This window comes from Brevibacterium sp. 91QC2O2 (assembly GCF_024580695.1).
GTDB lineage: Bacteria > Actinomycetota > Actinomycetes > Actinomycetales > Brevibacteriaceae > Brevibacterium > Brevibacterium moorei.
The window spans coordinates 40645-53719 of the sequence record NZ_JANIJY010000004.1; the positions used below are offsets into that span (position 1 = coordinate 40645).

The following is a 13075-nucleotide window of genomic DNA, read 5'->3' on the forward strand; positions in this document are numbered from 1 at the left end:
GAACTCAAAGGTGAGTACCTGGCGTGGAACGACTCAGATGCTGCGCGGTTGTGCGCAACCGTTCCAGCCCCTCGCGCAGCTGGTCATCGGCCACCCCGAAGCCCAGCACGATCCCCTGAGCGCGCGGCAACTGCGCGCTCGAACCTCCCAGCCAATACTCCCCCAGACCCGTGACCAGCACTCCGGACCGGTGCGCCGCCGTGATCCATTCGGCCTCGCCCGCGGCACGCCCCACGATGTTCACCACCGCCTGCAGTCCGCCGGGCACCGGCTGCACCTGCAGTCCGGGGGCACCCTCCAGACCTCGGTGGACCACGTCGAGCCTGCGCCGATTGGCACTGCGCGCGCTCTGCAGGTGCCTCTCCAGCGCACCGGAGGTGATGAACGTGGCCAGCGCCGCCTGCGCGACGGTGTTCACCGGACTCGCGGTGACCTCGCGCACCCGGCGCATGAGCTCCAACAGAGACGGCGGAACCTTGAGGTAACCCACCGCCACCCCCGGATGGATGAGCGAGGACAGGGAACCCGAGAGCACCGTCACCGGATGCTCCGGATCGTCCAGTCCGGCCAGCGCGGGCAGCGGCGCGCCCGACCAGCGCCACTCCGCCGTGTGTTCGTCCTCGACGACCAGGAAACCACGCTCACGGGCCGCGGCCAGCAGGGCCAACCGCCGTTCGACCGGCAGGGAACCGCCTGATGGATACTGGTGCGAGGGCGTGACGACCAGCGCGTCGATGCCCTCGGGCAGGAGCGCGGGATCGACCCCGTGGGCGTCCACCGGGGCGGGCACGACCTCGTCGCCGGTGAGCAGGGGGACCTGGCGCAGGCTGGGGTAGCCGGGGCTTTCGAAGGCGATGCGCAGTCGGCCTGCGGGCCGGTCCCGGCAGGCGGCGCCGGCACTGGACCGCGCCTGGCCGACGGGCCGGCCGGCGGCCTCGGTGGGCCGGGCGATTCGGGCCCGCAGCGCGGTCAGCAGCAGTTGCAGCCCCTCACGGGCGCCTGCGGTGATGATGTAGTCGGCGGGGGTGCCGGCCACCGCGCGGACCCGCCGGGTGCGTTCGGCCAGTGCTGCGCGCAGCGCCCAGGATCCCAGTGGCTCCGGCTGGTCGCCGCCACCGGCCGCCGCGGCGCGCCAGGCAGCTCGCCACTGCGGAGTCGGCAGGGCGATGCCCCGGCTGGCCGCGGGCCGCAGGTCGATAGGATCCCCCGCCTCGTGTGTCTCGCTTCTCGAGACACGGGGGTCGGGCCCGACTCCCCTGCGCCGAGGTTCCCGCCCGGTTCCCGACACCGTTTTCGGGACGGGTTCGGGCAGCGGTTGAGGCAGCGGCTTGGGCAACAGCCGCAAGTCCTCGCTCACCGCCGTTCCACTGCCTCGTTCGGCATCCAGATAACCCTCGGCCACCAACTGTTCGAAGGCGGTCACAACGGTTCCCCTTGACACCCCCAGGCGAGCACCCAGGGCGCGCGTGGACGGCAGCATCTGCCCAGGTGAGAGGACTCCCCGGGTGATGAGATCGCGAATCTGCCAGGCGATGCGCTCCGGCAGGGGAACATGTGTTCCAGGTGCCCCCGCGGCGGTGGGCTCCAGGTGCAGGTTCAGCGGCAAATCCACGCCGCGGGCGGTACGGGCCATGCCACCCATAATCCACCCGAATCACTAAGTGGTCCAATTCAACTCGCATTTTCTGGATCTGGTGTCAGACCACTTGTCGGGTTCAGGATGATCACATGACCCTTTTGAACGAAGCACCGCAGAACACCAGACCGACCACATCGCGGACCACCACCGATCCCGCAACCCCCACGCTGGGCAGCCCGCTGGTCAAGCGGGGCCTGGCAGACATGCTCAAGGGCGGCGTCATCATGGACGTCGTCACCGCCGAACAGGCCCGCATCGCCGAGGATTCCGGCGCGGTGGCCGTGATGGCACTCGAACGCGTGCCCGCCGACATCCGCGCCCAGGGCGGCGTGGCCCGGATGAGCGACCCCGACCTCATCGACTCCATCATCGAGGCCGTTTCCATCCCGGTCATGGCCAAGGCCCGCATCGGCCACCAGGTCGAGGCCCAGGTCCTTCAGCACCTGGGGGTGGACTACATCGACGAGTCCGAGGTCCTGTCCCCGGCCGACTACGTCAACCACATCGACAAGCAGCGCTTCACCGTGCCCTTCGTGTGCGGGGCGACGAACCTGGGCGAGGCCCTGCGCCGCATCGCCGAGGGCGCGGCCATGATCCGGTCCAAGGGCGAGGCCGGGACCGGCGACGTGTCCGAGGCGACCAAGCACATCCGCACCATCCGGGGGCAGATCGGGCAGCTGTCCGCCCTGTACAAGAACAATCCCGAGGAGCTCTACGTCGCTGCCAAGGAGCTCCAGGCGCCCTATGAGATCGTCCGCGAGGTCGCTGCCCGCGGGGAACTGCCGGTCGTGCTGTTCACCGCCGGCGGCGTGGCGACTCCAGCCGATGCCGCGCTCATGATGCAGCTGGGCGCCGACGGCGTGTTCGTCGGTTCGGGCATTTTCAAGTCGGGCAATCCCGCAGCCCGCGCCGCCGCGATCGTCAAGGCGACTGCGCAGTACGACGACCCGGCCGCCATCGCGGAGGCCTCGCGGGGCCTGGGCGAGGCCATGGTCGGCATCAACGTCGCCGACCTGCCCGCACCGCACCGCCTGGCCGAACGCGGCTGGTGAGCGTCAAGGTGCCTGGCCCCGTCGGGGTCCTGGCCCTGCAGGGCGGGGTGCGCGAGCACGCCGAGCTGCTCGCCGGGTTGGGAGCCGAGGTCCGGTTGGTGCGCAGGGCCGGCGGGCTGGAAGGATTGTCTGCCCTGGTGCTGCCGGGTGGCGAGTCCTCGACCATCGACCGGCTGACCCGGATCCTGGGTCTGCGCGAACGACTGATCGAGGTGATCGCCGGCGGGCTGCCCACCCTGGGCACCTGCGCGGGGCTCATCATGTTGGCCAGGCGCATCGCGGATCCCGCGCCCGGGCAGCAGAGCCTGGGTGTGCTGGACGTGACGGTGCGGCGCAATGCCTTCGGTCGGCAGATCGATTCGGCCGAGGTCGCACTGGACACCGAGTTCGGCCCCGTGCGCACCGCCTTCATCCGCGCCCCGCAGGTCGTACAGGTGGGGCCTGGGGTCGATATCATCGCGCGGCGGCCGGCCATAGCCGCCCCGGACGGCGTGAACGAGGCGGACCATGATGCACCGGGTGCCATCGTCGGCGTGCGGCAGGGCAACATCCTGGGCATCAGCTTCCACCCCGAGCTCACCGGCGACCCCACGATCCACCGCGAACTCCTCCGGCTGACCTGACCTCTCCCGCCGAGTCGTCACAGATGTGCGCGGTACCAGCGCACCACCGCACATGTGTGACGCCTCGACGGTAAGAACCCTTGACCTCCTCGCACAGCGGGAGGAACCTATGGGGTAATCGGAGGAGGTCGTCATGACACGCACCATCACCGCCGGCATCGCCGCAGGACTTGCGGCTGCCATCATCAATTCGATCATCTACGCCATCGCGCACGCCGCCGGCGCCGCGATGACAGCCGGCTTCGGCGGTCCCATCATCACCGTTGCAGGGTTCATGCCCGCGCTGGCGTCATTCGTCCCACTGCTCATCGCAGCGGTCATCGTCTGGCTCATCGAGCGCAAAGCACCGAAGGTCCACACGCCGTTGGCCTGGATCGGCCTGGTTGTGGGAGTGCTCAGCGCCGTGGCCCCGCTGACCGCGGCGACCGACGCAGGCACCATGTGGGGATTGGCCGCAATGCACTGCATCGTCGGCATCTGCTGGTGCGCAGCCCAGCTCTGGGCCAGACCCCAGCAGACCTAGCATCCGCCGGACCTAGCATCCGCCGGACCGTCACAAAAGTCCGCCCAACCCGGGGGTTGAACGGACTTTTGTGACAACTGGGCGGAGAGCCTTAGAGCCTTAGAGCCTTAGAGCCTTAGAGCCTTAGAGCCCCAGCTTGGCCAGGATCATCTTCCGCGCGGCACCGGCATCGGCTTGGCCGCGGGTGGCCTTCATGATCGGGCCGATCAGCGCGCCGATGGCCTGCTGCTTGCCGCCCTTGATCTTCTCGACCACATCCGGGTTGTCCGCGATCGCGGCATCCACGGCGGCCTCCAGCGCGCCGTCGTCCTGCACGATCTCCAGGCCCTTGGCGGCCATCACCGCGGCGGGGTCGCCCTCGCCCGCGATGACCCCTTCGAGCACCTTGCGGGCAAGCTTATCGTTGAGCTTCCCATCGGCCACCAGGCCGGCCAGTTCGGCGACCTGCGCCGGGGTGACCAGTTCGGCGGCGGAACGCTCCAGCTGCTTGGCCTGTCGGGCGATCTCACCGGTCCACCATTTACGCGCGGCGGCGGGCTTGGCGCCGGCGGCGACGGTGTCCTCGATCGGGTCCAACAGATCCGCGTTGACGATATCGCGCATCTCCAGTTCGCTGAAGCCCCACTCACCGCGCAGCCTGCGCCGCTTGGCTGCGGGCAGTTCCGGCAGGTTCTCCCGCAGGGACTCGACCCAGGCGCGGTCCGGCACGACCGGCACCAGGTCCGGCTCCGGGAAGTAGCGGTAGTCGTCGGCATCCGACTTCGGCCGGCCCGAGCGGGTGTCGCCCGTGGCCTCGTTGAAGTGACGGGTCTCCTGCGTGATCGTGCCGCCTGCGTCCAAGATCTCCGCCTGGCGGATGATCTCCGTGCGCACCGCGCGCTCGATCGAGCGGAAGGAGTTGACGTTCTTCGTCTCCGTGCGGGTGCCCAGCGGCGATTCGGGGGTCTTGCGCAGCGACACGTTGATGTCGGCGCGCACATTGCCCTGCTCCATCCGGGCCTCGGACACGCCCAGGGCGCGGAATATGTCCCGCAGCGTCTTGACATAGGCCGAGGCGACCTCGGGAGCGCGTTCCCCCGCACCCTCGATCGGGTGGGTCACGATCTCCACCAGCGGCACGCCCGCCCGGTTGAAGTCGACCAGGGAGTGGTCGGCGCCGTGGATCCGGCCGTCGGCGCCACCCACGTGGGTGTTCTTACCGGCGTCCTCCTCCATGTGCGCGCGCTCCACGGGGACCTCGAACAGGGTTCCGTCCTCCAGCTCGACCTCGACCCGGCCCTCATAGGCGATCGGCTCGTCGTACTGGCTGGTCTGGAAGTTCTTCGCCAGATCCGGGTAGAAATACTGCTTGCGGGCGAAGCGGCAGGATTCCGCGATCGAGCAGCCCAATGCCAGGCCGATCTTGACCGCGTATTCCACGCCCTTCTTGTTCACCACGGGCAGCGCGCCGGGCAGGCCCAGCGACACCGGAGTGGTGTTTGAGTTCGGACCCCCGCCAAAGGTGTTGGGCGCGCCGTCGAACATCTTCGTGGTCGTGCCCAGCTCGACATGGACCTCGATGCCCAGGACCGGATCGTACTTTTCGATGGCCTCTTGGTACTTCACTTATTCGTCCTTCGTTCCTCTAGTCCGCAGCCTCAGGCCACGGTCAGTTCGGGGATGCCGGCCAATACGGTGGACCCGCGCTTGTCGTCCAGCGCGGCTTCCAGCCCTGCTCCGATCCCGTAGAGGCGGATGTCCTCACGGGCCGGGGCCAGCAACTGGAAGCCCACGGGCAGACCGTCGCTCACACCGGCGGGCAGGCTCATACCGGGGATACCTGCCAGGTTCGCCGGGATCGTCGCGACATCGCCCAGGTACAGGGCCATCGGATCGGCCTCGGTCTCCTGGCCGAACTTCAGCGCGGTGGTCGGGGCGGTGGGCGAGACCAGCACATCGGCGACCTCGAAGGCACGGGCGAAGTCCCGCTGTACCAGCGTGCGGACTTTCTGCGCCGAACCGTAGTAGGCGTCGTAGTAGCCGGCCGACAGCGCATAGGTGCCCAGGATAATGCGGCGCTTGACCTCGGCGCCGAAGCCCGCTGCGCGCGATGCCTTCATCATGGTCTCCGCGGTGACGGGGCCGTCGGTGGGCAGTTCGCGCAGGCCGAAGCGCACGCCGTCATAGCGCGAGAGGTTCGAGGACGCCTCACTGGGCATGATCAGGTAGTAGGCGTCGAGCGCGTACGACAGGCTGGGCAGGTCGACCTCGACGATCTCGGCGCCAGCGGCCTCTGCGGTGGCCAGGGCTTCCTGGAAGGTGGCGAGCACGCCCGCATCCCAGCCCTCTCCCTGCAGCTGCTTGATGACGCCCAGCTTCTTGCCCTTGAGTCCCGCGGTGGCGCCCGTCTGGGCGGCGGACAGGAAGTCCGGCACCGCATCCGGCAGGCTGGTCGAGTCGAAGGGGTCGTGCCCGGCCAGGATCTGGTGCAGGGCGGCGGCGTCGGCCACGGTGCGCGCCAGCGGGCCCACCTGGTCCAGGCTCGAGGCCATGGCGATCACGCCATAGCGCGACACCGAACCGTAGGTGGGCTTGACGCCCACCGTGCCGGTGAAGGCGGCCGGCTGGCGGACGGAGCCGCCAGTGTCCGTGCCGACGGAGAACGGTGCTTCGAAGGCCGCGACCGAGGCCGCAGCACCGCCGGAGGAACCGCCGGGCACGTGCCCCGGATTCCACGGGTTGGTGGTGTTGCCGAAGGCCGAGTGCTCCGTGGTCGAACCCATCGCGAATTCGTCGAGGTTCGTCTTGCCCAGCAGCGGCAGTCCCGCCTCCTGGGTCTTCTTGAACACGGTGGCGTCGTACGGCGGTACCCAGTTCTCAAGCATCTTCGACCCGGCGGTGGTCTTGATGCCCGTGGTGGACACCAGGTCCTTATGCGTCACGGGGACACCGGCGAAGGGGTGGAGTTCGGCACCGGCGGCGCGCTGCTGATCGACCCGCGCAGCGGTCTCCAGAGCGGATTCGGCGGTGACGGTGATGAAGGAGTGCACGGTGGGTTCGACCGCCGCGATCCTATCCAGGTGCGCCTGGGTCAGTTCGGTCGAGGAGTATTCCCCTGCGGCCAGCCCGGCGGCCAGTTCGACCGCGGTCCTCTTGGTCAGTTCGGTATTGGACATGCTCACTCCTCCCCCAGGATCTGCGGCACGAGGAACTTGTCGTCGGCCTGCTTCGGTGCGTTCGACAGAGCCTGTTCGCTGCTGAGCACGGCGTCGGACACGACGTCCTCGCGCATCACGTTGACCAGGGGAATCGGGTGGCTGGTCGCCGGAACGTCGTCGGTGGCCACCTCGGATACGCGGGCCACATTGGCGAGGATCGTGTTGAGGTCGCCGGCCAGGCCGTTCAGTTCCGTGTCACTCATGGCGATCCGGGCGAGGTCGGCCAAGTGGGCGACCTCCTCGGTTGTGATTGGGGTTTGCGACGGCATCCGCCACCCTTTCTACATCGGTCGATACTCCAATCGCCTATTCTAGTCGCCCGGCCGCCGGCTCAGCAGGGGTACCGGAACGCCACCCCAGCTGGGGTGCCAGCGTGCCGGCGATATCGTCGAGGATCTGTAGATAGTCGGCGGCCTCGAAGTCGAAGGGCAGGGCGAAGGCAACCTCGTCCACGGCGCGGAAGGCCGCCATGGACGCCAGGGTTTCGGCGATCTGCGCCGAGGACCCCACCAGGTCGGCTGCGAACATCGTCCTCTTGGGCCCGAACTGTTTGCCGTCGCGCACGCTGCGCTCCGCCCGCCAGGCAGTGTAGCGGCGGATCTGCTCCGGTTTCGCATGGTCGGTGGGCACCACGCACAGGCCCTGAGAGACCCGCGGGGTCTGTGCCGGGGCCCCGAAGCGCGGATCGGGGACGAAGGCCCTGCGGTACAGGTCGATCTGCGCGCGCTGATTGGTGTCGAAGTCATCGGCGACCTCGGCCGAGATCACGCTGCTGGTCAGCAGGTTCATCCCGTGGGCCGCCGCCCATTCGGTCGAGGCCCTCGACCCGGCTCCGTACCAGACGCGTCCGGCCAGGCCGGGCGCGTGCGGCTGCACGGTCCGCGAATACGTCTCCACCACTCCCTGTTTGCCGCCGAGGTCGCTGACCTCTTCACCGGCCAGGGCATCGAGTAGGCGCTCAACGCGCTTCTTGGAGAAGTCCTCCTGATCCTGGGTATCCGGGTAGAGCGCATCCTTCCAGTGCTCCCACTGCATGGGAGTGCCCACGGACACGCCGGGGTTGAGCCGGCCGGCCGATAGCACATCGACGGTGGCCAGGTCCTCGGCCAGGCGCAGCGGGTTCTCCGGACCCAGCGGGATCACCGCGGTGCCCAGTTCGATCCGGCTGGTGCGCTGGGTGGCAGCGGCCAGCAGGGCCACGGGCGAGGATATCCCGAACTGCAGGTGTCGTTGGCGGACCCAGGCCGAGTCGAATCCCAGCTCTTCGCCGTGGGCGATGATCCGCAGGGTGTCCTCGTGGCCGGCGGCCGGATCCGCAGGGTCGAACAGGCCGATGGTCAGGAAGCCCAGGCGGCGCAGGGGCAGGTTCTCGTCAGTAGTAGAAGCTTCAACCATATTCCAACACTACTCTCCCTTTGGGTGCAGCGCCGGCGTTTCGACGCACCGCGTCATCATGCAACGGCAACGCAACGCCCGCGCTTGGCAATGTGCTTTGACGCACATATGCTGTTCGTCAACACCGCAAGGAAGCAGTGTCGATCCCCCTGAAGTACAGCGCCACGGTCCCCGCACCCCATGGACCCTGAGGCCCTGTCACCACAGTGGGGATCCCCGCAAAGAAGCAGGAAAACACACTATGACTGACGAAACATCACAGGCTTCGCCGGCCCCACAGACCGGTCCTGGATCAGGGCAGATCGATTTCATCGCCGTCGACAGATCACCGGAGTTCGGTCGGCTCCGCCGCACCTATCGTTCCATCGCCTTCCCCCTGACCGCCCTCTTCATGGTCTGGTACCTGGTCTACGTGCTGCTAGGCGCCTACGCCCACGACTTCATGGCCAAGCCCGTCTTCGGCCTGACCAATATGGGCATCGTCCTGGGCCTGGGGCAGTTCGTCACGACGTTCGTCATCACGATCGTCTACGTGCAGCTATCCAAGCGCCGCATCGAGCCGCAGGCCCACGCCCTGCGCAATGAGCTCGAAGCCCGGGTCCCGACCGAAGGAAACTGAAATGACTTCCCCGATTCCCGACAACGTCACACTTCTGGCGGCCGAGACGGCCAAGAACAACCCTGTCCTCAACATCTCCATCTTCCTCATCTTCGTCATCGTCACGCTGACCATCGTGCTGCGGGCCGGCAGGCAGAAGAAGGACGCAAATGACTTCTTCGCCGGCGGCCGCTCCTTCAAGGGCTGGCAGAACGGCTTCGCGATCTCCGGGGACTACCTGTCCGCAGCCTCGTTCCTGGGCATTGTGGGCGCGATCGCGATCAACGGCTATGACGGTTTCCTCTACTCGATCGGCTTCCTGGTCGCCTGGCTCGTCGCCCTGCTGCTGGTCGCCGAGCTGACCCGCAACTCGGGTAAGTTCACGATGGCCGATGTGCTGTCCTTCCGGCTCAAGCAGAAGCCGGTCCGTGTGGCAGCGGCCATCACCACCCTGGCAGTGTGCTTCTTCTACCTGCTGGCCCAGATGGCAGGCGCCGGTGGCCTGGTCTCCCTGCTGCTGGGCATCGACTCCAAGGTCGGCCAATCGGTGGTCGTCGCTGTCGTCGGCGTGCTGATGATCGTCTACGTTCTGATCGGCGGTATGAAGGGCACGACCTGGGTGCAGATCATCAAGGCGTTCCTGCTGATCGGCGGTGCGCTGGCGATGACCCTGTGGGTGCTAGCCTCCCACGGCATGAACTTCAACAGTGTGTTGGAGGCCGCGGTCAACCACCCCGAGAACAAGATCGGCGAGGCACTGCTGGCGCCGGGTGCACAGTACGGCAAGCTGCCCATTGACTTCGTGTCTCTGGCCCTGGCTCTGGTGCTGGGCACCGCGGGCCTGCCCCACGTGCTGATGCGCTTCTACACGGTCCCCACCGCGAAGGAAGCACAGAAGTCCGTGGTCTGGGCGATCTTCCTCATCGGCGGGTTCTACCTGTTCACCCTGGTACTGGGCTACGGCGCGGCCGCCATGGTCGGCGCGGATACGATCGCCAAGGCCCCCGGCGGGGTCAACTCCGCAGCACCGCTGCTGGCCAACGCGCTGGGCGGACCGCTGCTGCTGGGCTTCATCTCCGCGGTCGCCTTCGCCACGATCCTGGCGGTCGTCGCGGGCCTGACCATTACGGCTGCGGCCTCCTTCGCCCATGACATCTACGTCTCCGTGATCAAGCACGGCCAGGTGACCGACCCCAAGACCGAGGTCAAGGTTGCCAACCGCACCGTGGTCGTCATCGGCATCGTCGCTATCGTCGGCGGGATCGGTGTGCAGGGTCAGAACATCGCGTTCCTGGTTGCCCTGGCCTTCGCCGTGGCCGCCAGTGCGAACTTGCCGACTATCCTGTTCAGCCTGTTCTGGCGGCGTTTCACCACCCGCGGCGCGGTGTGGTCGATGATCGGCGGACTGGCCACGGCCCTGATCCTCATCTTCTTCTCCCCCGTGTTCTCCGGGGCCGAGACCTCGATGTTCGGTCCGGACGTGAACTTCGCCTGGTTCCCGCTGAGCAATCCGGGCATCGTGTCCATCCCCGTGGGCTTCCTGCTGGCGATCATCGGTTCGCTGACCGATAAGCGCGGTGAGGATCCGCAGAAGGCATCCGAGATGGAGGTCAGGTCCCTCACCGGCTACGGCGCGGAGAAGGCCACCGAGCACTGAGTTCTAAACCCTGAGTTCTGAGCCCCGAGCTCTGTTCTTTGAACACTGGGCATTGAGCGCTGAGCCTTGATTTCTAAGCCCACCGGATAAGTGATCGCCGGGCAGCTGACACCACAGCCGCCCGGCGAGCACTCATTCACGGGGTACTTCTTCACGAGGTACTTTTTCGCCGGGGCTTCCGGTTTGAGGGTGCAGAAAGGACACCGACTAGGGCGGCTCCTACCGTGGTTTAGAACGGTGGGACGTCGGTGTCGTCAGGGTCGGTGTCCGTGTGGTACGACCCATGAGTGCCCCACGGCGTGCCGCCAGAACCCGCAGGGTCTTTGCTCGCAGTACTGGATAGTCCTGAGGAGTTCGGCGGGTCTGGTGGATCGGGTGAATCCGACAGGTCCGATTCTGCGTTCCAGTCTGGTGGGGAGAAATCCGCAGGCATCCACACCGGCGGTAGACCCTCCGCATTCCTCGCGGCACTGATATCGGTCAGGGCAGCAGTGAACCGGGAATGGAATAGGGGCCGCTGCTCCAGATCCACATGCCGGGGAGGAATCCAGGCAGGCAGGCCCCCGATCAGTTCGGCCCGCCACCCATGCTGGTCATGCCACGTATGGTGGAACCGGCACGCCAACGTCAGATTAGTGACCGTCGTGGGTCCACCGGAGGACCAGGGGATCATATGGTGGGCATCGCACCACCCCACCGGCATATCACACCCCGGGAACGTACACCCCCGATCCCTGGCCGCAATCAACTCAACCTGCCGCCGCGTAGCAAACCGGCCACTGCTCCTGACCGTGACTTCCCGGGTTCCGGGCTGGTTGGCCTGGAAATACACGAGCGCACCCGGAGACAGGGACTCCAGATCTTTGATCTGGATGGGACCGGCAGTGGACTCCACCTCCGCCTTCCCCTGCGCATACTCTTCAGCAGTCGCCGTAACCACCAGGGCCATCCCCGCACCCTGCGGACCCGAACCCGCAGCCCGATCAATCAACGTCGCGAACATGTCATGCCGCCTGGCACCATCGGGCCGATCCCGATACCCAAACGGATGATCCGCCCGCGTGGTGGGCTGCCCATCAACCGTCACCGCGCTAGCCGGCAGGTCCTGAGGTGGCAGATCACCGGGCGGCACATCAGCTGTAACGGATTCCGCACCGTCGGGCACACCGGTGCCGACTCGCTGAGCCTCCCCGGAGTTCACTTCAGTCGTGTCCTGTCCGGGTTCCTGCCGATTCGTCAAGAGTCCATGCAACTTCCCACCCGTCACCGGATCCAACAGGCCCGTGAGATTCCACGCACCATTCCTTCGCGGAGTCACGGTCACATGAAACTCATCAACCAACGGCGGAACCTCCGCAAAACGCCCATCAGGATCCAGATAGGCCCGAATCCGAGAACCCAGCACACGAACCTGGTCCACATCAACACTCGGCACCGTCTGAACCAACAGTCTCTCGGCCGTGGCGTGATGGACGTGTCGCACTTGAGTGGGGATCTTCTCGATCTCCCGGATCACCGCCTGCGCCTGATCCACCGACACACCCCCGTCCGCCAGGGCGAGGGCAACATGGGGGTAGGCCGGTTCCAGGCGCGCACCCGTTAGAGACCGGCCGGCACCGATCGCGCGGGCGAACCGCACCCGCCGCCTCGCGGCCGCCCCATCAATCCTCAACAGGCGAGTCAACAGAGCCGGAAGAGTCTTCGCACCATAATCGGCAGTCGGGACCTCGTATTCGGCCCGCGCCACCACGACGGCTTCCGTCGAGGTGGTTACCCGGGTGAGGTGTTCGATTCCCTTGAGCACCAGGAGCAGGTCGGAAGCATCGAGACTGGGATCCGTGCCCACACCGACACCCAGACCAGCGAGTGCCTCACTGGCGTGAACGAGTTCCGGAGCAATCTCCTGCAAACGCTCCCAATCGTCAGAAGTCAAAAAGGGGTCCGCCGGGCGGGCGAAGGCCTCGGGGTTCTTGTCATCATCGGGGGAACCAGCGCGCGGGAGGGTGGAATCGATAGTCATGACCCCTCCCCTCCTCCTGTACCGGACCGAAACCGGGTCCGGACGTTGCTGTCATAAGCCGCACTGAGTATTCAGCGCACGCGTGGTGTGACCGTGTCGGGGAAGACGAGCCGTAAAACCGAAGGGGACTTCACTGTCCGATTCGAGTTTCCTGACCTACCTCAAGTGTAGCGCAGCTCACTCATGAAGGGAAGGGTTTATTCGAAACTGGTTTCCGATGTTTGTTGAGTAACGCTCATCTGTTTCGGTGGTAGCAGATGCGCTGGGTGGCAGGGTATGCGCGCGCATCTGACACGACAGACAAGGCGCGGGAACTCAACCCGACTAGCATCCAACTCGCGAGTACCACCGAAAAGGCGCGGGCTCCCGGC

11 protein-coding genes are annotated in these 13075 nt (G+C 66.7%); 5 read left to right on the plus strand and 6 right to left on the minus strand.

Translation table 11 applies throughout. The features are described from left to right. Positions 1 to 4: 4 nt before the first annotated feature. On the minus strand, positions 5 to 1633 hold the full coding sequence (locus NQ036_RS04735; RefSeq protein WP_257049155.1) for a PLP-dependent aminotransferase family protein: 1629 nt from the start codon (positions 1631 to 1633) through the stop codon (positions 5 to 7). Between the two features lie 95 nt (positions 1634 to 1728). On the opposite strand from NQ036_RS04735, the gene pdxS reads away from it, so the two are divergent. From pdxS to NQ036_RS04750, 3 genes are all read left to right on the plus strand, one after another. Then, a complete protein-coding gene (gene pdxS / locus NQ036_RS04740) occupies positions 1729 to 2691 on the plus strand; it encodes a pyridoxal 5'-phosphate synthase lyase subunit PdxS (protein ID WP_257049154.1) in 963 nt (320 codons plus the stop codon). Further along, positions 2688 to 3314 carry a pyridoxal 5'-phosphate synthase glutaminase subunit PdxT gene (gene pdxT, locus NQ036_RS04745; RefSeq protein ID WP_257049153.1) on the plus strand — a complete coding sequence of 209 codons (627 nt, stop codon included), beginning with the start codon at positions 2688 to 2690 and terminating at the stop codon, positions 3312 to 3314. The genes pdxS and pdxT overlap by 4 nt, the downstream gene beginning before the upstream one ends. Positions 3315 to 3447: 133 nt before the next feature. Continuing rightward, positions 3448 to 3837, plus strand: a complete 390-nt coding sequence (locus NQ036_RS04750; RefSeq protein ID WP_257057349.1) for a DUF6069 family protein — start codon at positions 3448 to 3450, stop codon at positions 3835 to 3837. Between the two features lie 123 nt (positions 3838 to 3960). Here the strand turns inward: NQ036_RS04750 and gatB are convergent, their stop codons facing one another. Genes gatB through NQ036_RS04770 form a run of 4 tightly spaced genes read right to left on the minus strand, consistent with a single transcriptional unit; the run spans position 3961 to position 8429 of the window. After that, positions 3961 to 5442, minus strand: coding sequence for an Asp-tRNA(Asn)/Glu-tRNA(Gln) amidotransferase subunit GatB (gene gatB, locus NQ036_RS04755; RefSeq protein WP_257049151.1), 1482 nt, complete (start codon positions 5440 to 5442; stop codon positions 3961 to 3963). A 32-nt stretch (positions 5443 to 5474) separates the two neighbouring features. Further along, positions 5475 to 6992, minus strand: a complete 1518-nt coding sequence (gatA, locus tag NQ036_RS04760; protein WP_257057352.1) for an Asp-tRNA(Asn)/Glu-tRNA(Gln) amidotransferase subunit GatA — start codon at positions 6990 to 6992, stop codon at positions 5475 to 5477. 2 nt (positions 6993 to 6994) lie between these two features. Continuing rightward, positions 6995 to 7303: an Asp-tRNA(Asn)/Glu-tRNA(Gln) amidotransferase subunit GatC gene (gene gatC, locus NQ036_RS04765; protein WP_257057355.1), complete on the minus strand. Its 309-nt coding sequence runs from the start codon at positions 7301 to 7303 to the stop codon at positions 6995 to 6997. Between the two features lie 37 nt (positions 7304 to 7340). Continuing rightward, positions 7341 to 8429, minus strand: coding sequence for an LLM class flavin-dependent oxidoreductase (locus NQ036_RS04770; RefSeq protein WP_257057358.1), 1089 nt, complete (start codon positions 8427 to 8429; stop codon positions 7341 to 7343). Between the two features lie 241 nt (positions 8430 to 8670). On the opposite strand from NQ036_RS04770, the gene NQ036_RS04775 reads away from it, so the two are divergent. Together NQ036_RS04775 and NQ036_RS04780 are read left to right on the plus strand one after the other, a co-directional pair. Continuing rightward, positions 8671 to 9048, plus strand: a complete 378-nt coding sequence (locus tag NQ036_RS04775) for a DUF485 domain-containing protein (protein WP_257049145.1) — start codon at positions 8671 to 8673, stop codon at positions 9046 to 9048. Between the two features lies 1 nt (position 9049). Then, a complete protein-coding gene (locus NQ036_RS04780) occupies positions 9050 to 10684 on the plus strand; it encodes a cation acetate symporter (RefSeq protein WP_257057361.1) in 1635 nt (544 codons plus the stop codon). 229 nt (positions 10685 to 10913) lie between these two features. On the opposite strand, the gene NQ036_RS04785 is transcribed toward NQ036_RS04780, so the two are convergent. Further along, entirely contained in the window at positions 10914 to 12704 is a 1791-nt protein-coding gene (locus tag NQ036_RS04785; RefSeq protein WP_257057363.1) for an HNH endonuclease signature motif containing protein, read from the minus strand. Between the last annotated feature and the right edge of the window lie 371 nt (positions 12705 to 13075).

Bases quoted from the DNA above. Each gene is read 5' to 3' on its own strand.
- NQ036_RS04735 (WP_257049155.1), bottom strand. From the start codon at position 1,633: ATGGCCCGTACCGCCCGCGGCGTGGATTTGCCGCTGAACCTGCACCTG.
- pdxS (WP_257049154.1), top strand. From the start codon at position 1,729: ATGACCCTTTTGAACGAAGCACCGCAGAACACCAGACCGACCACATCG.
- NQ036_RS04750 (WP_257057349.1), top strand. From the start codon at position 3,448: ATGACACGCACCATCACCGCCGGCATCGCCGCAGGACTTGCGGCTGCC.
- gatA (WP_257057352.1), bottom strand. From the start codon at position 6,992: ATGTCCAATACCGAACTGACCAAGAGGACCGCGGTCGAACTGGCCGCC.
- gatC (WP_257057355.1), bottom strand. From the start codon at position 7,303: ATGCCGTCGCAAACCCCAATCACAACCGAGGAGGTCGCCCACTTGGCC.
- NQ036_RS04770 (WP_257057358.1), bottom strand. From the start codon at position 8,429: ATGGTTGAAGCTTCTACTACTGACGAGAACCTGCCCCTGCGCCGCCTG.
- NQ036_RS04775 (WP_257049145.1), top strand. From the start codon at position 8,671: ATGACTGACGAAACATCACAGGCTTCGCCGGCCCCACAGACCGGTCCT.
- NQ036_RS04780 (WP_257057361.1), top strand. From the start codon at position 9,050: ATGACTTCCCCGATTCCCGACAACGTCACACTTCTGGCGGCCGAGACG.
- NQ036_RS04785 (WP_257057363.1), bottom strand. From the start codon at position 12,704: ATGACTATCGATTCCACCCTCCCGCGCGCTGGTTCCCCCGATGATGAC.